Below are 22,960 nucleotides of genomic sequence, written 5' to 3' on the forward strand. Positions count from 1 at the left end.
GCCCCCCCGCCGATCGCCCTCACCCCGAACCGCAGCGAGGGGCCCGCGCTGGTCGCGGTGGTGCCGTCGTGACCCGCCGCCACCCGGCCCGCCTGGCCGTCGTCGCGCTGGCACTGGCCGGCGTGCTCGCCTCGGCCGCCTGCTCCGGCGGGGACGGCACGCCGGCCCGGACGGAGCCGGTCGCCGGTGGCGCGGCGGCGCTGCCCGGACCGGCGCCGGCCGGTCTGGCGCTGCGGCCCGCCCCGTCCGGGGCGCCCGGCGCGCCGGCGGTCACCGGTGCGCTCACTGACGGCAGCCGGGTCGCCTTCGCCGACCTGTGGGCCGACCGCCCGGTGGTGCTGGTCTTCTTCACCTCGTGGTGCAACCTCTGCGCGCAGCGGCAGGACGCCCTGAGCGAGCTGGCCCGCACCCACCGGGACCAGGTCGTGTTCGTCGGGGTGGCCACCGGGGACCAACCGCGGGATCTGCAGCGCTACCTGCGCGAGCACCGGGTGGAGTACCCGGTCGTGGTCGACGACGACGGCACGATCTCGCAGTCGTACGCCGTCCGGGAGCCGCCGGGCGTGGTGCTGGTCGCCAAGGGCGGGGCACTGCTGCGCGGGTGGCCGGGCGGGGTGGACGCGACCGCCCTCGCCGGCCGGCTGCGCGAGCTGGTGCTGGCTCCCTGACCGGCCCGCCCGTCACTGCGGCGCCACGAGCCGATCATGCCACCGGTCGACCGGCGGCCGTCCCCGACCGGGGCGGCCGCCGGAGACCGTCAGGCGACCGGTTTCTTGGTCCGCGTCGGTGTCACGTTCGGCGCCGGGCTGAACGACGGCGACAGGGTCGGCAGCGGGGTCGGCCGGTCGGTCGGGCTCGGGCTCGGGCTGGACGGCGCCGTGCTGGGCGTCGGCCGCGCGCTCGGCGAGGGCGCGGAGGTGGTCGGCGCCGGTCGGGCCGGGGCGGTCTCCGTGGGTGCGTCGTTCGGGAACGCGGGCTCGCCGAACCGGTACTTGTCCGGGTCCAGCTTCATCGCGGCGGTCGCCTGCTCCATGAACTGCCGCCAGATCGGCCCCGGGCCGGTGGCGCCGTACACCTCGTAGCTGCCGTCCTTCGTCTTCAGCGGCTTGCCGTCGGTGGTGCCCAGCCAGACGGCGGAGGCCAGCGCGCCGGTCCAGCCGACCATCCAGGTGTGCACGTTCTGCGTGGTGCTCTGCCCGGCCTGCCAGGTGCCGGTCTTGCCGGCGGAGTCCCAACCGTTGTCCAGCTTGGCCGCCTTCACCCGGCGCAGCGTCCAGTCGAGCTGGTTGACGGCCTCCTTGTCCAGCCCGAGGTCGGTCTCCTTGAGCTGCTCGGTGTAGACCTTGTCCTCGCCCTTGGTGACCGAGCGGACGAAGTGTGCCTCGGCACGCTTGCCGCCCGCGGCGAAGGTGGCCATCCCGTTCGCGTGGTCCTGCACGGTGATCCCGTACTGGCCGATGCCGACCTCGGTGGAGAAGCGCTTGGCGACCTCGTCGGTCGGCTCGTCGCGCAGGTCCACCCGCTGCGGCTGCGGGTTGCCCTTCACCGTCTCCCACATCGAGTTGACCCCGGCCCGCTTGGCCATGTCCATGACCTTCGCGACGCCCAGCTTCTCGGTCAGCTCGAAGTAGGTGACGTTCAACGAGGCGACGGTGGCCTCCCAGAGGGCGCAGTTCGGCTGGCAGGGCGCGTGCTCGGCGTTGCGGATCGGCCCGGCCGCGCTGTCCTTGGTGCGCCCCGACTCGGGGAACTCCTTGGTGTCGGGCGAGTCGAAGTGCTGCTTCACGGAGATCTTGTTCTCCACGGCGGTGGCCAGGTCGTACACCTTGAACGACGAGCCCGGCGGGTGCTGGCCGAAGCCGTGCGCCTGCCCCTTCTCGTCGTAGTACCAGCCGGCGAAGTCGGCGCCGCTGTTGCCGCCGTTGCCGCCGTAGTAGCCGAGCACCCGGCCGGTGCCGGGTTCCACCGCGACGAGCGCGGCCTGCCAGTTCTTCGGCTGGTCGCGGACCGCGTCGGGGGCGGTGTCCCGGCGGATGTCGGCGGCGGCCTCGGCGGCGTCCTGGACCCGTTTGTCGATGGTCGTCACGATCTTGTAGCCGCCGTCCCGGATGACCTCGTCCGTCTTGCCCTTGAACTGCTCGGTCTGGCGCAGCTCGCTGAGCACGTGGTTGACCACCAGGCCGGTGGGCCGGTCGAGGCCGGACTGGCCGGCGTCCTTGTCGATCGGCTTCACGTCGTCCGGGTACGCCAGGTTCGCCGCCTCCTCGGGTGTGAGGTAGCCGAGCTTCACCATGCCGTCGCGGATGTAGGTCCAGCGCTCGATCGAGTTCTGCTTGGCCTTGGCGTTGCGGGCCGGGTCGTAGCCGGGGGAGCCCTCGGGGTCGCTCGGGTCCGCCTCCGGCTGCTTCACCATCGCGCAGAGCACCATCGCCTCGGCCTTGGTGAGCTGCTGTGCCGCCGGCGCGTCCCGGCGCACCGTCTTGCCGAAGTACGTCTGCGCGGCGGCCTCGATCCCGTACGCGCCCCGGCCGAACGGCACCGTGTTCAGGTAGAAGCCGAGGATCTCGTCCTTGCTGTACTTGTCGTCCAGCTTCCAGGCGATGACCGCCTCACGCAGCTTGCGGGAGTAGGTCACTCCGCGCAGGTCGGCGGCCACCCGGGCGTACTGCTGGGTGATGGTGGAGGCGCCCTGCCGCTGGCCACCGGTGAGGTTCGACCAGGCGGCGCGGAGCACGCCGGAGAAGTCCACGCCCTTGTTGGTCCAGAAGGTGCGGTCCTCGGCCGCGACGATCGCCTCCTTCGCGGAGTCGTTCATCTGGTCGTACGGGACGATGGTGCGGTTCTCCGCGCCGAGTTTCGCCATCGGCGTGCGACCGTCGGCGTAGTAGACCGTGGTCGACTCGGGCAGTTTGAGGTCGGTCGGGGTGGGCACGCTGTCGAAGTAGTAGCCCCCTGCCACCAGGCCGGTGCCGGCCAGCAGCGTGAAGACCGCCAGGAAGATCAGCAAACGGTGGCGGCGACGCTTCCGCCCCGGGGTCGGGGCGGTGGAACCGTACGCGTTGTTGTTGTCACCGGTAGGAAGCACCCGCACCCGATACCCTCCGACTGCTCGGCCGAATCGTGTCCATGCTCGGCCTGCAGGCTAGCGGAGCTGCGCGGACAGCGCCCGCGCCCGCCGTCGCCGGGTGTGGCGTTCGTCGCGGCCGATCGGCGGTGACGGTGGCCGGACGACCACGTGGGGTGACCGTCGGCCGGGCTGGCGCGCCGACGATCAACCGGCCGCGCCAGCGCCCGCTCGCAGGCGCTTCGTGGGCCGGAGACATTGACAGTCGGGTGTGTACCGGGCGCCCTCGGACGAGCTGCGGGAACGCTCCCACGCAAGCTCGCCCACTTCGTGGTCGACACCAGCCGCAACGGCCAGGGCCGTGAACGCCACCGGCCGGGGTGTCCTGGCCCGACCCGCAGACCTGGTGCAACCCGCCCGGGCGCGGCCTGGGGCTGCGTCCCACCACCGCCACCGGTGACCCGCTCGCCGACGCCTTCCTCTGGGTGAAGACGCCCGGCCAGTCCGACGGGCAGTGCGACCGGGGCACCGGCACCGGGCACGACCCGGCCCGCGCCGGCATGGCCGACCCGGCCGCCGGGCGTGGTTCCCCGAGCAGGCCCTCGAACTGGTGACGTACGCCGACCCGCCGCTGCGCTGACCGGCGACGGCCGGGGGCGGTCCTCGCGTGGGGCCGCCCCCGGTCCGCGCCTTCCGGCCGGAGGTCGGGTGCGCTCAGCGCAGGGCCCACTCGCTCGTCCGGCCGTTGAGTGTTCGTCCGGTGAGGCGGCCCGCCGGCCAGCGGGTGTTGCCGCCGGACCGGCCGGTCCAGAACGGCGACAGCCGCCACATCGGCCGCGCTGTCGTCCCGTCCGGGACGGGGAAGCCGTCCCGTTCGGTGTAGCCGTGCCGCCGGTACAGGTCCCGGTCGGCGTCGGTGAGGGCCTCCGTGTAGGTCGGCAGGCTCAGCGTGTCCATCCACCGCTGCGCGCCGGCGAGCACCGCGGCGGCCCGGCGCATCCCGTGCGCGCCGGGCGCGGCCAGCATCGCCAGGTGGTTGTGCGGCTCGGCGGGGCTTCGCGCGGCGAGCGCCCGGCCGAGGTCGAGGAACCGCTCCTGGTACGCGCCGCACACCTGCGCGAGACGGTCGACGTACCGGGCCGGCGCCGGGATGGGCCGGTAGCGGTGGAACCAGATCGTCGCGGCCGAGCCGTCCCGGAGCAGGAACGCGTCGCCGAACAGCAGCGCGTGCTCGACCCAGATGCGGGCCACGGCGGCGAGGACGGCGGGGCGGCGTGACTCGTCCGGGACGAGCCAGGCGCCGAGTGCGCTCGGGGAGAGGGTGTTGCTGACGAGGTCGACGATGCGGCCGGTGTCGCACCACCGGGCCCGGACGACGGGAGTGTTCGCGCTCATGGGGGAACTCCTGGTCATTTCGTGATCGGGTAGGTCGGGAGGGACCGCCGGCGGGAGTGCGGGTTCGCTGCGGGCCGACGCGGGCCACCAGGGGCCGTCAGACAGGCAGGTACGCGCAACTGCCGGGCCGTCCCAGGGGAGCGGGCCGGCTCGTCGGTCAGGCGGGTCGGGTGCCCGGGCGGGGCGAGCGCGACGGGCGAGCGTGGTCGCCGGTGGAGTGGCTCGGGCGGCCCGACTCGGTGGGCGGCGCCCAGCCGGCGGCGGAGGTCTCGGCCAGCTCGCCGTGCCCGGCGCCGGTGGTGCCCGCGCGGTGCGGGCGGGGCGTGTGGGTGAGGTCCGCGTGGCGCGGCGGGGTGTGGCGGGACTGCCCGGGCTCGGACACGCCCGCGCCGGCCGTCGTGCCAGTCGTCGCGGTGCCCGTCGCGGCGGCCGACCGGGCCGAGGTCGATGGCACGTGTCCCGGGGCCCCCGACGGGGCCGCAACGGCGATCGCCGCCGGCCGGCCCGGGGACGTCGTGGCACCCGGCTCGCCAGTCGGCGCGGGCACCGCGGGCGCGGGCGTGTCGGGTGCCTCCCCGGGCGGCTCGGGGGCCGGCGCCTCGGTGACCGGGTGCAGCGGACCCAGCACCGGATCGAGCGGGTCGAGGACCGGGTGGAGCGGGTCGAGCACCGGCCCCAGGCCGTCCCACACCGGCGCCAGGACCGGACCCAGCGGCCGAGTCACCGGCAGCAGCACGTCGGCCACCGGGGCGACGACGTCGGCCTGGAGCGGCTCGGTCACCGGGCGCAGCGCATCGGCGACCGGGGCGAGGAGGCCGTCCGACACCGCGTCGGTCACCGGGCGCAGCACGTCCGCGGCCGGGGCCGGCGCCCCGGAGCCGGCCCCGGATGGGGTGGTGGTGGCCGGCGGGGCCTGCCCGGTGACCCGCGCCGGAGGTGGCACGACGCGTGGCGGCCTGGCGGCCCGGCCGACGGTGTCACCGGCGGAGGCCGGCGGCCCGGGTCGGTCGGCCGAGGCCGCTGGACGCGGTGGTGGGGGAGCGCCGAGGCCGGGTGCCGGCGGCCGGTCCGGCGTCGACGGGCTCGGCGGTGCCGGGGCGGCGCCGCCGGGCGGTGCGGTGGGCCGGTCCGGGGCGGTCGCCGGCGCCGACCCGAGCAGCGGGCCGAGCACGCCGGTGACCAGGTGGATGGTGGAGCTGACCGGGGCCGGCCGGTCGGCGGCGTACGCGGTGCCGGTGCTCGCGAGCTCGTGGGTGGCCCATGCCGCGACCACCCCGCCGAGCAGGAGCCCGAGGCGCAGCGTGACCCGCGTCAGCCGCCTGCCCCGTGGAGTCATCCCGGCACCCTTCCGGTCGTCGGCCAGCGCCGACGATCAATGCCGCGTACTCTACCGAAAGCGGTCGACCGATCACAGCCTGCGGCTGATCGGAATCGGGCGCGTCGCGTACCGACAGGCGTGGGAGCCGGGGCGACGGGGTACCAGCGGAAGCCATGACGACGAGCACGGTCGACCGTCCCGCCGCCGACGCTCCCGCCGCGCCGGCCGGCAGCGTGGCGGTTGTCGCCCACCGGAAGAAGACCTTCGGCGGCGGCCTCGACGAGCTGCGCACGAGCCTGGTCGCGGCCGGGGTCGGCAAGCTCCTCTGGTACGAAATGCCGAAGAGCCGCAAGGCGCCGAAGAAGGTGCGCAAGGCGCTCGACGAAGGCGCCGAGCTGCTCCTGGTCTGGGGCGGCGACGGGATGGTGCAACGCTGCGTCGACACCCTGGCCGGTTCGGACGTGCCGATGGGCATCCTCCCCGCGGGCACCGCCAACCTGTTCGCCAGCAACCTCGGCATCCCGGCCGACCTGCCCGTGGCGGTCCGGATCGCCCTGTACGGCCGCCGCCGCAAGCTGGACCTGGGCCGGCTCAACGGGGAGCATTTCGCCGTGATGGCCGGCGCGGGCTTCGACGGCGACCTGATCCGCGACGCCGACCGCAGGCTCAAGGGGCCGGGTCGCGTACCTCTGGACCGGGCTGCGGCACGTGCGGGGCGAGTGCGTGCGCACCCGGATCCGGGTCGACGGCGCCGACTGGTTCGACGGCGAGGCGAGCTGCGTGCTGTTCGGCAACGTCGGCACGATCACCGGTGGCATCCCCGCCTTCGACGACGCCCGACCCGACGACGGCGCCCTGGAGATCGGCGTGTGCACCGCCAGCGGCCCGATCGACTGGGCGCGCACGCTGGGCCGGATGGCGGCCGGACGCTCCGAGGAGTCACCGTTCGTGCGTATCACCCGCGGTCGCAAGGTCCGGGTGCGTTTCGCCGCGCCGAAGACGTACGAGCTGGACGGGGGTGCGCGGTCGGGGGCGAGGCGGCTCAAGGCCAAGGTTGTCACCGGTGCCCTGGTGGTCTGCTGTCCGGGCTGACCGGCGCCGGCAGCAGCGCGAATCCGGCGACCACGAACGCCTCCCGGCAGGGCTGCCCGATGAGCCCGGGCACGGTGAGCGCGGCGACGGCGGTGACCAGCGCCCGCTGCCCGGTCCGGGCGTGCTCCGGGGCGGCCTGAGCGGCCGCCGCGGCGGCGGGCAGGATGTGGGACGTGGATCACGCCGTACGCGACTACCTGACCGAGCTGGTCGACCGGGCCCGGGCGGTGCTCGGCGACAACCTGGTCGGCGCGTACGCCGCCGGCTCGGTGGGATTGGGCGCGTACCAGCCGGGGCGCAGCGACGTGGACGTGGCGCTGGTGACGGCCGGGCCGGTGGCCGGGGCGGCGAAGCGGGCGCTGGTGGCGCGCCTTCGGCACGAGTCGCTGCCGTGCCCGGCGCGTGGCCTGGAGCTGGTCGCCTACCGGCGGGAGGTCGCCGGCTCCGGCACCGGGGAGCCGGGCTTCGAGGTGGAACTCAACACCGGCGCGACCATGCCGTTCCGGGTCACGTACGACCCGGCGGACCGGCCGGCCGCCGACGGGCGGTTCTGGTACGCCCTGGACCGCAGCATCCTGCGCCAGTCCGGGCTGGCCCTGCTCGGCCCGCCCGCGTCCGAGGTGTTCGCCGATCCCACCCCGGCCGAGCTGCGCCGGCTGCTGGTCACCGCGCTGGACTGGTGGCTGGCGCTGCCCACCCCCGAGGGCGACGGCCCGGCCCCGGGCACCGAGGACGCGGTGCTGGGCGCCTGCCGCTCCCTGGTCCGGGTGCGCACCGGGGCCTGGCTGCCCAAGGTGGACGCCGGGCGCTGGCTGGCCGGGCAGGGCCGGCACACCGAGCTGATCGACCGGGCGATCACGGCGCGGCGGGGCGGCCCGGCGCCGAGCGGACCCGAGGCCCGCGCCTTCCAGCGATGGGTCCGCGCCGAAGTCGCCGCGATGCATTGACGCGGATCAGCGCCTTACTGTAAACAAGGCGTACTGATCGATCGGGGAGGTCCCATGCGACGCTCGGTACCCCTGGCCACGCTCCTGCTCGCCCTCGCCACCACCACCCCGGCCGTCGCCGCGCCGCCGGCCCGGCCGGCGCCCACGCCGCTGGCGGCCGCGCCCGTCCAGGTCTACGGCGCCTGGCACTGCGGCAACGACTACTGCACCTGGACCACCCCGCGTACCGTCGCCGAGTTCGACAGCCAGAACCACTGGCTGATCGACCGGGGCGACGGGCGTCCCTCGGTCAACCTGGTCGTGCTGAGCTTCGTCAACCCGCTCGACCTGCTGCACCAGACCACCGACGCCACCACCCTGGACGGCGTGCCCCGCGGCATGACCGCCGAGATCGTGCAGTACTTCACCGCGCGCGGCGTCCGGGTGATGCTCTCCATCGGCGGCATCACCTACACCGACGACTGGGACGCCGCCCTCGCCGAGAACCCCGCCCTGCTCGGCCAGCGGGCCGCCGCGGTCGCCAGCCGGCTCGGCGTCGGCATCGAGATCGACTACGAGCAGAACACCAACCCGAACCTCGCCGGCCTGCAGTCCTTCATCACCGCCTACCGCGCGGTCCACCCGTACGACGCCACCGGCACCCGGCCCGAGGCACGGCTCACCATCGACGTCGCCGCCGGCGACCGCTGGCTGATCGACCTCAACCGCAAGGCCACCGCCGACTGGCTGCGTACCGACACCCCGGTCCTCGACTACGCCAACGCGATGGTGTCGGCCCGGCCCGTCTCGGCCAGCACCGCCCAGGCCAGCTGGCAGGAGCACGTCGACGGCAAGCCGCAGTACGCCCCGCCGGTGCCGCCGCTCGCCCCGGCGAAGTTCACCGGCGGGGTCTACATCGCCTACGGCGGCAAGCCGCTGCCGGAGTGCGTCGACTACGCCAACTCGGTGCAGAAGGCCGCCGCCCCGTACGTGCAGGGCGTCGCGCCCAACGGCGCGGGCACCACCGCCGGCATGCTCGGCTTCATGTTCTGGGCGGCCGAACGTCCCGCGACGCGGGGCATCGGCACCGTACCCCCGAACACCTGCGAGGGGGGAGCCGGCGCCGGGGCGACCGCGCTGGCCGTCCCGGTACCGATGCCGGCGCTGCGTCAGAGCTGACCCGGCGGCGTCCACCGACGGGCCGCCCGGCGTTGCCGCAGGGCCCGGCGGCCACCTAGGCTGTCCGGGCCACCAGACACAAAGGAGCGCCGGTGACGGAGAAGCCTTCGACCGCCACGGTCCGCGCCGACGCGCTGGACACCAGCGTCCCGCACTCGGCCCGCTTGTGGAACTACCTCCTCGGCGGCAAGGACAACTTCGCGGCCGACCGGGAGGCCGCCGAGCAGGTTCTCGCGTTCCTGCCGGAGCTCGTCCAGTCGGCCCGGTTCACCCGCGAGTTCCTCGGCCGCGCGGTCCGCCATCTCGCCGGCGAGGTCGGTGTCCGGCAGTTCCTCGACATCGGCACCGGCCTGCCGACCGCCAACAACACCCACGAGGTCGCCCAGGCCGCCGCGCCGGAGTCGCGCGTCGTCTACGTCGACAACGACCCCATGGTGCTGGTGCACGCCCGGGCGCTGCTGACCAGCAGCCCCGAGGGCACCACCGACTACCTCGAGGCGGACCTGCGCGACCCGGAGCTGATCCTGGCCGAGGCCCGCCGGACGCTGGACTTCACGCAGCCGATCGCCATCATGCTGCTCGGTATCGTCAACTTCATCGTCGACGACGAGGAGGCGATCAGCATCGTCCGGCGGCTGGTCGAGGCCGTGCCGGCCGGCAGCTACCTGGTGCTGTCGCACCCGACCCGGGAGGTCAACCCGGAGGCGGTCGATCGGGCGCTGGCGATGTGGAACGAGGGCGGCGCCGCGCAGATGGCCGTGCGGACGCCGGCGGAGATCGGCCGGTACTTCGACGGGCTGGAGCTGCTCGAACCTGGCCTGGTCACCTGCTCCCGGTGGCGTCCGGACGGCAACGACACCACCCCCACCTCCGAGTACTGCGCGGTGGGCCGCAAGAACGGCTGACGCGGGCCGGCCGCCCGGGCGCACTGCCGGGGCGACCGGATCCGTGATGAGGACTCCAGAGACTGTTCAGTAGGTCACCCGGACGCCCATCTGCTTCCAGGTGAGCGGGCCGACGATCCCGTCGTCGGTGAGGCCGCGCATCCGCTGGTACCAGCGGACCCCCGCCTCGGTGCCGGCGTCGAAGTCGGTACCCGGCCCGCCGCAGCGGCTGCCGATGAACCGCCGGACGAAGGCGATGTCGTCGCCCGTGCAGCCCCGGCGGACGGTACGGGAGCCCGGCGCGTTGCCCGTCGACGGCCGGGGCGTCGGCGTGACGGCCTTGCGCAGGGCGGCGACGGTGGCCGCGCCCACCACGCCGTCCACCGCCAGAGACCGGGCCTTCTGGAAGCCGCGCACCCAGGCCGTGGTCTTCGGGCCGAAGGAGCCGTCGACCGTGAGCCCGGCGCCCAGCCGGTTGGCCAGGGTCTGCAGCTCGCGTACGTCGCTGCCCCGGCAGCCGTCCCGCAGCACCCGGTCGCCGAGCCGGGTCGCCGTCGCGGTGGCGATGCCCCACGGTCGGGTGCTGTCCTCCAGCGCCCGGGTGTGGCTGACGCTGACGTGCAGGTGCTTGTTGTGCGGGTTGGGCCCGGTGTAGCGGGCGGCGGTGAAGCCGCGGGTACGGCTCCAGATCACCCGGTTGTAGATGACGTACTGGCAGGACGGGTGGGCGATCGCCTGCCGGACGATCAGCAGCGGGTCGATGCCGTCGACGTCCACGTCCAGCGCGTTGACCGAGCTGTCGTCGGCGTCCGGGTTGTGGTCGGAGCGGGAACCGCGCGCCTGGTGAGCGGCATCGCCGATCCAGCCGTCCGAACCGCGGTCCCGGTGCGGCCACCGGGTGTTGATCTCGTCGCGCAGTACGCGCAGCGCGGGGGCGAGGTGCACGCTCACGTCACTGCTCCTCGTCCGCCGACAGGTCGTACTCGATCTCGTCCCCGATCAGGGACTCCGGGTCGTCGTCCTCCTCGAAGTCGGTGACCTGGTAGTCGGGGTCCACAACGGCGGTGTCCATCCCCGGTGCCTCCGCTCTCTGCTCGGGCCGGCGTCTCGCGACGGCGGTACGCCGGCGTGCCGTCCGCTCCGCCGGACCGTGGCCGCGCGGAGCCTGAGTCCACTGTCGAAACGGCTGGTCAGCGCAGCAAGGCGTGAGTCGGCAATCAGCGTTCGGGATGCCCGAGCGGGGCCGTGGGCTCCGCCGATCGAGCAGCCCGCCCGCCGAGCGGTGCGGTGGCGCGGGGATCGGGGGAGCCGCACCGTGCCGCCGGGCGGTGCGCCGCCTGACCGATCGGCGCGGCCACCTGCCGGATCAGGTGGTGGGCTGGTGGACACACGACGGGACCCGTACCCCAGGGTGGGATACGGGTCCCGGTGCCGGCGCGGGCCGGCGGGTGGATCAGTAGACGGTCACGCCGTACGCGCTGGCCGCCTCCGGGACGGGCTGGTAGAAGGTGGTGCCGCCGGACCGGCAGTCGCCGCTGCCGCCCGAGGTGATGCCGAGCGCCTTGGTGCCGTCGTAGAGCGGGCCGCCGGAGTCGCCCGGCTCGGCGCAGACGGTGGTCTGGATCATGCCCTTCACGGTGCCGCCGCCCTGGCCGACGTAACGGACCGAGACGTTCAGGGCGGTCACCGTGCCGCTGTGGGTGCCGGTGGTCGACCCGGTCCGCTTGACCGCCTCACCGACGACCGCGTTCGCCGCGGTGTAGCCGCCCGGGTGGGTCAGCCCGGTGTTGTCGTAGCGGACCAGGGCGTAGTCGTTGCCCGGGAAGCTGGAGCCGATGGTCGCGCCGATCAGAGTGGTGTGGCTGGAGTTGGTGTACCAGGTGTTGGCGACGTTGCCGCAGTGCCCGGCGGTGAGGAAGTAGTAGACGCCGGACTTGACCACGTTGAAGCCGAGCGAGCAGCGGTACTGGCCGCCGTAGATGGCGTCGCCGGCCGAAAGCAGCGGCCGGAACGTGCCCTTGGCCCGGTCGACCCGGATCGCGCCGGCCTCGGCGCCGGCGCTCTTCTTGAGCGTGGCGACCTCGGCGGCGGAGACGCTCTCGTCCGCCGTCACGACGACCCGGTTGGACGCCGCGTCGACATGCCAGGCGATGCCCTCGACGCCGGAGGCCGCCACGGCGGCGTCGACCCGGGCGAGTTGGGCGGGGGAGTAGCCGGCCGGGGCGGCCGAGGCCGGAACGGTGAAGGCGCCGGCGGCCACCAGGCCCACGGTCGCGGCGAGCAAGGGGGTCAGTCGACTGTGGCGGATTCTCACGGTCTCCTCCTAGGGCGGTGAGGGCCGCCGGTTGCGTCGGCGCCCATGCCGTGTCGCCGGGTCGGCTCGGGATGTGGCCTCGGCGAACGCTCTAGCGGGGAGTATCTATCAAGGTCAATGCAAGGGCAAGGGGTGGACGGCGGGTCATCGGATTTGACTAGGGTGGCAGCGGGGAGGTGCGGCGAGCATGGTGGAGCTGAGCAGGGACGCCTGGGCCGGGCTGGAGGCGGCGGTGCCCGGCGGGGTGCGGACCAGGGTGGCCGACCGGTTGCGGCTGGCCCACGACGCATCCCACTACCTGCTGCACCCGAGCGCGGTGGTCACCCCCGCCGACGCCGACCAGGTCGCCGCGCTGCTGCGGCACAGCCGACGTACCGGCACCCCGCTGACCTTCCGCTCCGGCGGCACCAGCCTCAGCGGCCAGGCCGTCACCGACCAACTTCTCGTCGACACCCGCCGGCACTTCCGCGACCTGGAGGTGCTGGACGAGGGCCGGCGGGTCCGGGTGCAGCCCGGCGTGGTGCTGCGGCAGGTGAACGCCCGGCTCGCCCCGTACGGCCGCAAGCTCGGACCGGACCCGGCCAGCGAGTCGGCCTGCACGGTCGGCGGCGTGGTGGCCAACAACTCCAGCGGCATGACCTGCGGCACCGAGTTCAACACCTACCGGACCCTGGAGTCGGTGCTGCTGGTGCTGCCCAGCGGCACCGTGCTCGACACCGGCGCGCCGGACGCCGACGACCGGCTGCGGGCCGCCGAACCCGAGCTGCACGCCGGCCTGCTGCGGCTGCGCGACCGGGTGCGCGGCAACCCCGACTCAATGCGCCGGATCCGCGCCCAGTACGCCATGAAGAACACCATGGGGTACGGGGTGAACGCGTTCCTCGACCACGACTCGCCCGCCGACCTGCTCACCCGGCTTGTGGTGGGCAGCGAGGGCACCCTCGCCTTCGTCGCGGCGGCGACCTTCCGCACCGTACCCGTGCACCGGCACGCCGCGACCGGCCTGCTCGTCTTCGACACCCTCGGCGCGGCGATGGCCGCGATGCCGGCCCTGGTGGCCGCCGGGCCGGCGGCGGTCGAGCTGCTCGACGCCGCCGCCCTGCGGGTCGCGCAGGCCGACCCGAAGGCGGACGCCGCGCTGCGCGGTCTCGCCGTGCGCGAGCACGCGGCGCTGCTGGTGGAGTGGCAGGAGTCCGACCCGGACGCCCTCGCGGCCCGGGTGGCGGCGGCCCGGCCGGTGCTGGCCGAGCTGCCGCTGACCGCCCCGGCCCGGCTCAGCGGGGAGGCGCCGGCCCGCGCCGCGCTCTGGCACATCCGCAAGGGCCTCTACGCGGCCGTCGCCGGCGCCCGCCCGTCCGGCACCACCGCACTGCTGGAGGACATCGCCGTCCCGGTGGACGCGCTCGCCGACACCTGCGCCGCCCTGGCCGACCTCTTCGCGCGGCACCGGTACGAGGAGAGCGTCATCTTCGGCCACGCCAAGGACGGCAACCTGCACTTCATGCTCAACGAGCGGTTCTCCCACGGTGCGGCCCCGGCCCGCTACGCCGACTTCACCGAGGAGATGGTCGACCTGGTCCTCGGCCACGGCGGCACGCTCAAGGCCGAGCACGGCACCGGCCGGGTGATGGCCCCGTACGTCCGCCGCCAGTTCGGCGGCGAGCTGTACGGCGTGATGCGCGAGCTGAAGACGCTCTGCGACCCCGCCGGGGTGCTCAACCCGGGCGTGCTGCTCAGCGACGACCCCGAGATCCACATGCGGCACCTGAAGACCGTGCCGACCGTGGAGGAGGAGGTGGACCGCTGCGTCGAGTGCGGATACTGCGAGCCGGTCTGCCCCAGCCGGGACCTGACCACCACGCCCCGGCAGCGGATCGTGCTGCGCCGGGAGATCGCCGCCGCCCGCGCCGACGGTGACCTGGCCCTGGCCCGTGAGCTGGAGTCGGCGTACGACTACGACGCGGTGCGGACCTGCGCGGTCGACGGCATGTGCGCCACCGCCTGCCCGGTCCTGATCAACACCGGTGACCTGGTGAAGCGGCTGCGTACCGAGGAGCACGGCAGGGCCGCGCGGGCCGGCTGGCGGGGCGCCGCGAAGCGGTGGGGCGCGGCCACCCGAGGCATGGCCCGCGGCCTCGACCTGGCCGGCGCGCTGCCGCCCCCGCTGCCCGAGGCGGCCACCCGGGCGGCCCGCGCGGTGCTCGGCGCCGAGCGGGTCCCGCAGTGGCGGCGGGACCTGCCCCGGGGCGGCGCGGTCCGCCGGCCCCGGCCGGTCGACGACCCGGACGCGGTCTTCGTCCCGTCCTGCCTCGACACCCTCTTCGCCCCGGCCGAGGGCGGCTCCGGGGTGGCCGCCGCGCTGCTCACCCTCGCCGACCGGGCCGGCGTACGCCTGCTCGTGCCCGACGGTGTGTCCAGCATGTGCTGCGGCACGCCGTGGTCCTCCAAGGGCCTCACCGACGGCTACCGGGCAATGGGGGGCCGGGTGGCGCCGGCGTTGCGCACGGCCAGCCGCGACGGCACGCTGCCGGTGGTCAGCGACGCGGCCTCCTGCACCGAGGGCTTCGCGAAACTGGTCGCCGACGCCGGGCCGCTGCGGGTCGTCGACGCCGTCGCGTACGTCGCCGACGAGCTGCTGCCCCGGCTCACCGTCCGACGCCGGCTCGGCTCACTTGCCCTGCACCCGACCTGCTCGTCCACCCGGCTCGGGCTGGACGAGGCGCTGCTCGCCGTCGCCCGGGCGGTCGCCGACGAGGTGGTGGTCCCGGACGGCTGGCAGTGCTGCGGGTTCGCCGGCGACCGGGGCCTGCTGCACCCGGAACTCACCGCCTCGGCCACCCGCGCCGAGGCCGCCGCCGTCGCGCGGCGGCCCTTCGACGGGTACGCCTCGGTCAACCGAACCTGCGAGATCGGGCTGGCCCGGGCGACCGGGCAGCCCTACCGGCACCTGCTGGAGCTGCTGGCCGACGCCACCGCCTGACGGGGATTCCGGGAGGTGTCCCGCCGCCCGGGCGGGAACCGACTGGAATCCGTCAGGCAACTGTTGCGCGGGCTGGCTGGTTGCCTTCACCGACCGGCGGATCATGCCCCTGTCAGCTGGCTGCTCTGGGCGTCTGCTTCGGCTTGGAGGGCGGCGATCATGGCCCGAACCGGCGCGATGTCCTGGATAGCCGGGCGGGTGGCGACCAGGACGTGTCGTTCCGGCTGGTCGGCTCGGCGGAGGCGTCGCACGGCGACTCCGTTGTGCTGGACGCCGAGGGCGAGCACCGGGATGAGTGCGAGGCCGAGCCCGGCGGCGATGAACCCCTGGGCTGGCCAGTACTCGTCGGCTTCCACCGCGCGGGCCAACCCGTCCCGCCCGCCCGCTCGGCCCGCCGGGGTCTGATCGTCGGGCTGGCCAACCCGAAGATGGTGATCTTCTTCCTCGGGCCATTGGCGCCTATATCGAGCGCCGTCCGAGTATCCGGGCCACCCAGCATCGACTCGAAGGCGTTGCCTACCTCGGGCTCGCCGGATGGGCGTCGATGAGCAACTGACCCTCACCCGACCGATGGCGCTTCAACCTGTCGCGCACCAGTTGCCGATCACACGGCGAGGCGTAACATCCGGCGGCGTGTGGCGAAGTTGGTGGCTGGCCGGCCTGATGCTGGCCTGCGGGGTGCTCGTCGCGGCCCGCCAGGACGAGCCGTGGTTGGCCGCTGTCGAGTTCGTCGTCTTCGCGGTGCTGGCCGTGCTGCTCTCGCCGCTGGTGTTCCCGAAGTCGGTGACCGCCGCGCAGGCGCGGGAACGCAGCGCGCGCGACGGCCGGCCGATCGTGTACTGGCGACCCGGCTGCCGGTACTGCCTGCGGCTGCGGCGGCGGCTCGGCCGCCGGGCCGGCCGGGTGCACTGGGTGAACATCTGGCGGGACCCGGCCGGGGCGGCGGCGGTCCGGGCCGTCACGGGCGGCGACGAGACGGTCCCCACGGTGGTGGCGGGCGGCGAGGCCGTGGTGAACCCGGAGCCGGCCTGGCTGCTGGCGCGGCTGGCCGGCGCCTGACCGGCGCACCGGCGGGCCGCCTACCGCACGTCGACGCGACGCCGGATCGGGTGGGTGAGCAGCCAGGCGGCGAGGACGGTGGCGGCGACTCCGGAGACCAGCAGCGGGAGGGTGCCGTCGGAACCCCAGGCGAGTCCGGCCCAGAGACCGGCGGCCAGGATTCCCAGGCCGGTCAGTCCCTGGAACAGGCCCTGGCCGCTGCCCTGGTCCTGCGGGCTCAGCAGCCCCGAGATCCAGGCTTTCCCGACTCCGTCGGTGAAGGCGGTGAACCCGCCGTAGGCGGCCAGGAGCAGCCACGCGGCGGTGTGGGAGCGGGTCAGACCGAGCCCGGTGTAGGCGAGGGCGAACAGGATCAGGCCGGCGCCGAAGACCGTACGGGGGGACAGCCGATCGGCGACGGCCCCGGCCGGGTAGCTCAGCATGGCGTAGACCGCGTTGTAGGTGACGTACGCGCCGATGACCGCGGGCACGGAGAAGCCGATCTCGTGCAGGCGCAGGAGCAGGAGGGCGTCGGGAAAGTTGACCAGGCTGAACACCGCCAGTACGGCCACCACCCGCCAGTAGCGGCTGGGCAGGTGCCGCAGGTGCCAGCCGCCGGTACGGGGCAGCCGGCGGGGCGCCTCGCGGACCGCGACGACCAGGACGGCGCTGGCCACGGCGGGCACCACGGCGATGACCAGCAACGGCCGGATGTGGTGGTGCAGCAGTTCGTAACCGGCGAGACCGATGAGTGGTCCGATCACCGCGCCGGCGGTGTCCATCGCCCGGTGGAAACCGAAGGCCCGCCCCTTGGCGCTCTCCGGCACGCCGGTCGCGATCAGCGCGTCGCGGGGTGCACCCCTGATGCCCTTCCCCACCCGGTCCACGCTGCGGCCGGCGAGGACGACCGGCCAGGCGGTGGCCGCGGCGATGGCGACCTTGCCGAGCGCGGCGAGCCCGTACCCGAGGCCGATCATCGGGCGGGCCCGGAAGCGGTCCGCGATCCGGCCGGTGACGATCTTGCTCAGCGCGGCGGTTCCCTCGGCGATCCCTTCGACCACGCCCACCACGGCGGCGGGGGCGCCCAGCACGGTCGTCAGGAAGATCGGCAGGATCGGGTACAGCAACTCCGACGCGGCGTCCTGCAACAGCGACACCCCGGACAGGACCTTCAGGTTCCGGGTCAACCAGGAAGCGGCCGGCCGACCCGGCACGGGGCCGTTCGGTTCGGCGGGCGCCGGCTCAGTCACCCCGGCCCTCCTCGACAGGTGCGGACTCCGCTGTCAACGGTGGCAGACCGGTGGCCTCCGCGCGGCCGATCCGGTGCCCGGGCGGTGCCGACCGTCGGTTGTCGTCCCGTGCCGCCGCGCCCGTGACGGTGCATTCGTCCTGCTCGCCGATGTTCCTCCGCCGTTCAGCTGCGCACCAACTGGCAGCTGCCGGAGATCATCTGGGGTTTCTAGGGTGCCAGCGAGCCCCAGTTCCAGCGAGAAGGAGTCGACCCATGACATCGGCTATTTCGCGACGAGGCGCCCTGAAACTGGGTGCCGCGATCGGGATCGGCACGGCCGTGGGCCCGGTTCCCGCCGCCGTGCGCGGCACGGCCGCCGCCGCTCGCCCGGGCAGCCGTGCCGTGAGCATGGCGATGCACATCCATTCCGCCTTCAGCGAAGGTACGGCGAGCATGGCGGCCCACCTCCAGCAGGCCACCGAGCACGGGGTGGACGTCATCTGGTGGACGGACCACGACTTCCGGATGCAGGCGCACGGCTACCGCCAGGCCGTCCGCTTCGAGGGCCTCAGCGAGCCGGAGGCCGGGCGGTCGTGGACCTGGAACAAAATCCTCGAGGGCAAGCCCGATCTCGCCGTCGGTACGTTCGTCAGCGAGCCGCACTCGCCGGACGAGCCCGGCAAGGCCCTGCGACTTCAGGCACAGGCCGAGACCTCGGCGTGGGGAGCGGTGCTCTACGAGGGCGTCGCCTGGAACAGCACGTACACCACCAGCCTGGCCGCCACCGTCCTCGAGCTCGACGTCCTCGCCGAAGAGCTCGGCCCGGACGCCGAGCTGCTGGTCCGGGTGCTCTCCTCCTACCGCCCGGCCAGCGCGGGGCGACGGGCCGGCCGGTACACCCTGGAGTACCGCATCGGCCAGGGAACCGGGCGGTGGACCGAGAACGACGGCCTGCTCGGCGTCGTCGGCCTGGCGGTCCCGCCAGGTACGTGGCAGCGGCTCCGTCTCGACCTGGAGTCCGATGTCGCGGCCCTGTGGCCGGACATCGTCGCCGCGGACAGCGGCATCCACCGGCTGCGGGTCGGCATCCGGTCGCGGAACGGAGCCCCCGCCTCGGGTGTGGTCGACCGGCTGCGGTTTCTGCGTTCCCGCCGCGACGGTGACGAGTCGGTGGCGTTGCAGGACGAGATGATGCGCGAGTACGCCCGCCGCTACCCCGCCGTCCGCCAGTTCCACGGTACCGAGATCTCCCTGGTGCGCCACCTGAACGCCTTCGGCGGTAACTTCACCCTCCCCGACTACGGCGACACGCCGCCCACCAAGATCACCACCGTCGAGGCGGCCGTGGCCATGGTGGATTTCGTCCACGCGAACAACGGCCTCGTGGCGTTCAACCACCCGCTCGAGGACGCCCCGTCGGGACCGCAGCTCGCCCGCCTGCTCATCGAGACGAACGCGCTCGGCGCTGACCTGATCGAAGTGGGCAGCAAGGAAGACTTCGGCGAGTCCGTCTTCGGCTACGACGCGGCGGCGCGCAACGCGGTGTTCGTGACCGCGACCGGCGTCAGCGACGACCACTCCGGCTCGGACTGGGTCGGCCAGAAGCAGCGCTGGATCACCTCGGTCTGGGCCGACTCCACCGAGGAGGCCGACCTGTTCGCGGCCCTGCGCGCCGGGCGCGCCTGGTTCTGGGACCCCCAGCACTGGCGGGGCCACCTGGACATCCTGGTCAACGGCGTCGTGCCGATGGGAGGTGTCCTGGTGACACCGGCCGCCCAGGTGCCGGTCGCGATTTCGGTGACGGAGCTTCCCGACGGCGCGACGGTGCACCTCGTCACCGGCGAGGTCGACTACGCCGGCGTGGCCGACCCGGCTCCCGCCACCACCTCTCAGCAGATCGACGTCGACAGGCCGCAAGGGCAAGGGCAGATGGTGCTGCCGACCCGGACCAGTCGCTACCTGCGGCTGGAGGTCAGGAACGCCGACGGTGCCGTGATCGGCTTCTCGAACCCCGTGTGGATCCTGAAGGAGCAGCCACGTCACGGCATTCCCGCCGAGCGGCGGGGCGGCTTCGGTTGGGCCTGGTAGCGCGGCCGTCGCGTCGGGCCCCGCGACCGACGGGTCGCGGGGCCCACCCGGGTCCGGGTACGTGTGAGACTCGTCGGGTGCTGACGGAGGAGCGGTCCCGGGAAGCGCGGTCCCTCGTCGAGACGGTGGCCGGGTGGGCGGCCGCGCACGAGGACGTCCGTGGCGTCGTCGTGGTCGGTTCGTGGGCCCGCGGCGCCGCGCGGATGGACTCCGACGTCGACGTCGTGGTCCTCACCGACAACCAGGGGTACGCGGCGCCCGAGGTCTGGACCGACCTGCTCGGCGGCGACGTCGTCCGGCTGGCGCGGTGGGGGCCGCTGCGGGAGATCCGGGTACGCCGCCGGTCGGGCTTCGAGGTCGAGGTGGGCATCGTCCCGGTGAGCTGGGCCGACACCAACCCGGTCGACCCGGGAACCCGCCGCGTGATCGGCGACGGGCACCGGATCGTCCACGATCCGGCGGGCCTGCTGGCCGCGTTGTCCGCCGCGTGCCGGTGACCCGCCGCGGCGTCGCGCCGGACAGGTCACCGGCCGGGTGCCGGTGACCTGCGCCCGGTGGCGCCGGCCGGACGGGTCACAGCTCCCGGGTGAGGCCGGCGATGATCTCCGCCGCCGGGGCGTCCCGGGCGGCCCGCCAGCCGGTGCCCGCCCACAGGTGCAGCCGGTCGGCGTCGCCGGCCCGGGCGGCGGCGGTGCGCAGCGGCCGGGTCAGGTGGTGCAACGCGGGATAGCCGAGCGGGGCGGCCGCGTCGTGCCGGTCGATGAAGGCGTTGTGCAGCGCGCGGGCCGGTCGGCCGGTGAACGCCCGGGTGACCACCGTCCGGTCCCGCCGGGGGTCGGCCAGGGCGTCCCGATGGGTCTGGCTGGTGCCGCTCTCCGCCGCCCGCAGCAGCAGCGTGCCGACCAGGACGGCGGTGGCGCCGGCGGTGAGCGCGGCCCGTAGGTCGGCCGGTCCGCCGACGCCGCCGGCACCGAGGACGGGCAGGCCGGTCCGCTCGGCGACGGGGCCGATCACCTCCGGCAGTGGCCGCAGCGGCGGCGGGGCGGCGGGGGTGAAGGTCCCCAGGTGCCCGCCCGCGTGGCCGCTCTGCGCGACCAGCCCGTCCACCCCGAGGTCGGCGGCGGCTGCCGCCTCGGCCGGGTCGGTCACCGTGACCAGCACCCGGCTGCCGGCGCGGCGCAGATCCCGGACGACGGTCGCCGGTGGGAGGCCGAAGGTGAAGCTGACCACGGGCACCGGGTCGCGGACGAGCAGGTCGAGCTTCGCCGCCCAGTGGTCGTCGTCCTCGATCCGGTCGGCCGCCGCCAGGTCCAGCCCGTAGGGCGTGCCCTCGGCGGCGATCCGGTCGGCGTACCGGCGGAACTCCGGTTCCGTGACGGGCACCGGCGTGGGTACGAAGACGTTCACGCCGAACGGCCGGCCGCCGGCCCGGGCCACGGCGATCTCCTCGGCCACCGCCTCCGGTGTCTTGTAGCCGGCGGCCAGGAACGCGAACGCGCCGGCCGCCCCTACCGCCGTGACCAGCGCACCGGTGGTCGGTCCGCCACCGAGCGGGGCCGCTACCACCGGTACGTCCACCCCGAGCAGTTCCCGGCATCGCCTGTCCATGCCGCCAGTCTGCCGGGTGCCGGCCCGCGCCGCCCGACCGGTGGCGTCCCGGGCCGTCGGCGGCGCGGCGGGGCCCGGTTCACAGCAGGGGCTGCATCGTGCCCCAGCCCGTACCGATCCGGATCCTGCTGGCGAAGCTCGTGCCCCGGCCGCGGTAGAGATACAGATAGCCGGTCGCCTTCTCGACGGCGACCAGGTCCGGGTAGCCGTCCCGGTTGAAGTCGCCGACGGCGACCAGGTCACGCATGCTGTTCCAGCCGGTGCCGACCCGGAGCCGGGCACCGAACCCGCCGGCCCGTCCCGGATAGAGGAAGAGGTAGCCGGTGGCCTTCTGCCGGGCGAGGAGGTCCTGGTAGCCGTCGCCGTTGACATCGCCGATCCCGGCGAGTTCGTCCATGCTGTTCCAACCCGTGCCGATGGCCTTGCGGGGAGCGAACGAGGTGCCGCGGCCCGGGTACAGGTAGAGGTTTCCGGAGGAGGTCTGCACGGCGAGCAGGTCGCGGAAGCCGTCACCGTCCACGTCGTTGATCGGGGTGATCTCGCGCATGGTGTTCCAGCCGGTGCCGATGCGGATCCGGGTGGCCCAGCCGGACGGGGTGTGCGGATACAGCCACAGGTCGCCGGTCGCCTTGTTGCGGGCGATCACGTCCTCGTGCCCGTCCCCGGTGAGGTCGGTGCGGACGATGACGTCCATGCCGTTCCAGCCCGTGCCGATGGTCGTGCGGTTGACGAGGGACGTGCCGTTGCCGAGGTAGAGATAGAGGTTGCCGGTGGCGGGCCGGCGGCTGAGCAGATCGGACCAGCCGTTGCCGGTGAAGTCCCCGAAGGGCGTGGCCGGAAGGGGAGCGACGTCCAGGTAGTCGTTGTCGATGTTGATCGTCACGCCGCCCCAGGTCTCGTCGTGGCCGCCCCGGTACTGCTTCATCCGCCGCCGCGGCGACCAGTACGCGCCGGGGATGGCCGGATCGGACACTGTCACGACCCCGTCCCAGCGGGCGAAGTCCAGATAGTCCGGGGGAACGTAGCCGGGGGTGGCGTAGGCGGTGACCTGGTCGGCGACGCCGGAGGCCAGGCTGCTGTAGAAGCCGGACAGGTAGCCCAGGTCGTGGAGCCGGGCCGTCCACGCGCTCAGGAACGCGAGCACCGCCGTCCGGCAGGCCGCGTCGCCCGTCCGGTACGCCTCCATGTCGAAGATGAGTACGCTCTCCCGGGCCAGACCGAGCGCCGTCGCCTGGGCGACCGCGTCCTCCGCCTGGGCGCGTCCCTGCGTCGCCGCGCTGGCCGGGTCGATGAGATAACGCTTGTTGGATGTCGTGCAGGGCGCCTGCAGGCCGAGATAGATCGGCATGAGGTGCCAGCCGGCGGCCTGCTGGGCGGCGACCCAGGAGGGGGTCAGGTTGGGTTGTGCGCAGGCCCGGTTGACGCCGCCGAAGTAGATGCCGATCGCCCGGTAGGGCGAGGCCGCCAGCCACGCCTGCATGGTGGCACCGGACGGGGCGGTGCAGGCGTCGAAGCCCAACCCGGTGAAGGTGCCGGGGGAGGGGTCGCCGGCCGCCGCGAGGGCCGTACCCGCGGTGGTGGGGCGGGCCGTGGCCGGGGCCGCCGCGGCGAGTGCCAGCACGGCGGTGGCGCCGGCCAGGAGGGCGCGGATCAGGTTGCGCCCGGTGCGGGGAAGGTGGCTGCCGTCCATGCCGGTCTCGATTCGGGTCCTGATGGCCAACCGACTGGTCCTGTCCTTCAGGGCAGCAGGCCGGGCGTCGTTCCGCCAGGGCCGAACGGGCGGTTTCCCCTGATGAACGGCGGTGCGGCGGGGGGGCCGGGCCCGGGGGTCGGTGAGGGGGGG

At 74.2% G+C, this 22,960-nt stretch carries 19 protein-coding genes and 1 pseudogene; 11 read left to right on the plus strand and 9 right to left on the minus strand.

From position 1 onward, the window contains the following. The first annotated feature begins 68 nt into the window (after positions 1-68). The gene (locus tag ONA70_RS21245) at positions 69-668 is read left to right on the plus strand and encodes a TlpA family protein disulfide reductase (protein WP_265008223.1); all 600 of its coding nucleotides are present in this window, start codon (positions 69-71) and stop codon (positions 666-668) included. Between the two features lie 89 nt (positions 669-757). On the opposite strand, the gene ONA70_RS21250 is transcribed toward ONA70_RS21245, so the two are convergent. Next, positions 758-3,091 carry a transglycosylase domain-containing protein gene (locus tag ONA70_RS21250; protein WP_265008224.1) on the minus strand — a complete coding sequence of 778 codons (2,334 nt, stop codon included), beginning with the start codon at positions 3,089-3,091 and terminating at the stop codon, positions 758-760. 353 nt (positions 3,092-3,444) lie between these two features. On the opposite strand from ONA70_RS21250, the gene ONA70_RS21255 reads away from it, so the two are divergent. After that, on the plus strand, positions 3,445-3,678 hold the full coding sequence (locus ONA70_RS21255) for a glycoside hydrolase family 6 protein (RefSeq protein ID WP_265008225.1): 234 nt from the start codon (positions 3,445-3,447) through the stop codon (positions 3,676-3,678). A 100-nt stretch (positions 3,679-3,778) separates the two neighbouring features. On the opposite strand, the gene ONA70_RS21260 is transcribed toward ONA70_RS21255, so the two are convergent. Both ONA70_RS21260 and ONA70_RS21265 read right to left on the minus strand, forming a co-directional pair. Beyond that, positions 3,779-4,459, minus strand: a complete 681-nt coding sequence (locus ONA70_RS21260) for a hypothetical protein (RefSeq protein ID WP_265008226.1) — start codon at positions 4,457-4,459, stop codon at positions 3,779-3,781. Between the two features lie 157 nt (positions 4,460-4,616). After that, positions 4,617-5,795: a hypothetical protein gene (locus ONA70_RS21265; RefSeq protein ID WP_265008227.1), complete on the minus strand. Its 1,179-nt coding sequence runs from the start codon at positions 5,793-5,795 to the stop codon at positions 4,617-4,619. A 317-nt stretch (positions 5,796-6,112) separates the two neighbouring features. Here ONA70_RS21265 and ONA70_RS21270 point away from each other — a divergent pair. From ONA70_RS21270 to ONA70_RS21290, 5 genes and pseudogenes are all read left to right on the plus strand, one after another. Then, positions 6,113-6,307 (plus strand): annotated as a pseudogene (locus ONA70_RS21270) (diacylglycerol/lipid kinase family protein); the annotation flags it as partial. A gap of 193 nt (positions 6,308-6,500) precedes the next feature. Next, on the plus strand, positions 6,501-6,869 hold the full coding sequence (locus ONA70_RS21275) for a diacylglycerol/lipid kinase family protein (RefSeq protein WP_265008228.1): 369 nt from the start codon (positions 6,501-6,503) through the stop codon (positions 6,867-6,869). Between the two features lie 173 nt (positions 6,870-7,042). Continuing rightward, positions 7,043-7,816 (plus strand): nucleotidyltransferase domain-containing protein, encoded by a 774-nt coding sequence (locus ONA70_RS21280; protein WP_265008229.1) that lies wholly within the window; start codon positions 7,043-7,045, stop codon positions 7,814-7,816. Between the two features lie 54 nt (positions 7,817-7,870). After that, a complete protein-coding gene (locus tag ONA70_RS21285) occupies positions 7,871-8,974 on the plus strand; it encodes a glycoside hydrolase family 18 protein (RefSeq protein ID WP_265008230.1) in 1,104 nt (367 codons plus the stop codon). Between the two features lie 92 nt (positions 8,975-9,066). Continuing rightward, complete coding sequence (locus ONA70_RS21290) at positions 9,067-9,879, plus strand: SAM-dependent methyltransferase (protein ID WP_265008231.1); 813 nt, start codon at positions 9,067-9,069, stop codon at positions 9,877-9,879. Positions 9,880-9,945: 66 nt separating this feature from the next. Here the strand turns inward: ONA70_RS21290 and ONA70_RS21295 are convergent, their stop codons facing one another. Further along, positions 9,946-10,809 carry a peptidoglycan-binding domain-containing protein gene (locus ONA70_RS21295; protein ID WP_265008232.1) on the minus strand — a complete coding sequence of 288 codons (864 nt, stop codon included), beginning with the start codon at positions 10,807-10,809 and terminating at the stop codon, positions 9,946-9,948. Positions 10,810-11,311: 502 nt separating this feature from the next. Then, positions 11,312-12,172 (minus strand): S1 family peptidase, encoded by an 861-nt coding sequence (locus ONA70_RS21300; protein WP_265008233.1) that lies wholly within the window; start codon positions 12,170-12,172, stop codon positions 11,312-11,314. Positions 12,173-12,359: 187 nt separating this feature from the next. Between ONA70_RS21300 and ONA70_RS21305 the strand changes: the two genes are divergently transcribed. After that, complete coding sequence (locus ONA70_RS21305) at positions 12,360-15,152, plus strand: FAD-binding and (Fe-S)-binding domain-containing protein (protein ID WP_265008234.1); 2,793 nt, start codon at positions 12,360-12,362, stop codon at positions 15,150-15,152. Between the two features lie 101 nt (positions 15,153-15,253). Here ONA70_RS21305 and ONA70_RS21310 read toward each other — a convergent pair whose 3' ends face one another. Continuing rightward, a complete protein-coding gene (locus tag ONA70_RS21310; RefSeq protein ID WP_265008235.1) occupies positions 15,254-15,508 on the minus strand; it encodes a type 2 periplasmic-binding domain-containing protein in 255 nt (84 codons plus the stop codon). Positions 15,509-15,785: 277 nt separating this feature from the next. Here ONA70_RS21310 and ONA70_RS21315 point away from each other — a divergent pair, with 277 nt between their 5' ends. Further along, complete coding sequence (locus ONA70_RS21315; protein ID WP_265008236.1) at positions 15,786-16,211, plus strand: glutaredoxin domain-containing protein; 426 nt, start codon at positions 15,786-15,788, stop codon at positions 16,209-16,211. A gap of 20 nt (positions 16,212-16,231) precedes the next feature. Here the strand turns inward: ONA70_RS21315 and ONA70_RS21320 are convergent, their stop codons facing one another. After that, positions 16,232-17,440 carry an MFS transporter gene (locus ONA70_RS21320; protein WP_265008237.1) on the minus strand — a complete coding sequence of 403 codons (1,209 nt, stop codon included), beginning with the start codon at positions 17,438-17,440 and terminating at the stop codon, positions 16,232-16,234. Between the two features lie 434 nt (positions 17,441-17,874). On the opposite strand from ONA70_RS21320, the gene ONA70_RS21325 reads away from it, so the two are divergent. Together ONA70_RS21325 and ONA70_RS21330 are read left to right on the plus strand one after the other, a co-directional pair. Next, a complete protein-coding gene (locus tag ONA70_RS21325) occupies positions 17,875-19,509 on the plus strand; it encodes a CehA/McbA family metallohydrolase domain-containing protein (RefSeq protein ID WP_265008238.1) in 1,635 nt (544 codons plus the stop codon). Between the two features lie 77 nt (positions 19,510-19,586). Continuing rightward, on the plus strand, positions 19,587-20,006 hold the full coding sequence (locus tag ONA70_RS21330) for a nucleotidyltransferase domain-containing protein (protein WP_265008239.1): 420 nt from the start codon (positions 19,587-19,589) through the stop codon (positions 20,004-20,006). Positions 20,007-20,082: 76 nt separating this feature from the next. Here the strand turns inward: ONA70_RS21330 and ONA70_RS21335 are convergent, their stop codons facing one another. Beyond that, positions 20,083-21,117: an NAD(P)H-dependent flavin oxidoreductase gene (locus ONA70_RS21335; RefSeq protein ID WP_265008240.1), complete on the minus strand. Its 1,035-nt coding sequence runs from the start codon at positions 21,115-21,117 to the stop codon at positions 20,083-20,085. A gap of 79 nt (positions 21,118-21,196) precedes the next feature. Beyond that, the gene (locus ONA70_RS21340; RefSeq protein WP_265008241.1) at positions 21,197-22,837 is read right to left on the minus strand and encodes a glycoside hydrolase domain-containing protein; all 1,641 of its coding nucleotides are present in this window, start codon (positions 22,835-22,837) and stop codon (positions 21,197-21,199) included. Positions 22,838-22,960: the final 123 nt, after the last annotated feature.

The organism is Micromonospora yasonensis, from assembly GCF_026013475.1.
Taxonomy (GTDB): Bacteria; Actinomycetota; Actinomycetes; order Mycobacteriales; family Micromonosporaceae; genus Micromonospora; species Micromonospora yasonensis.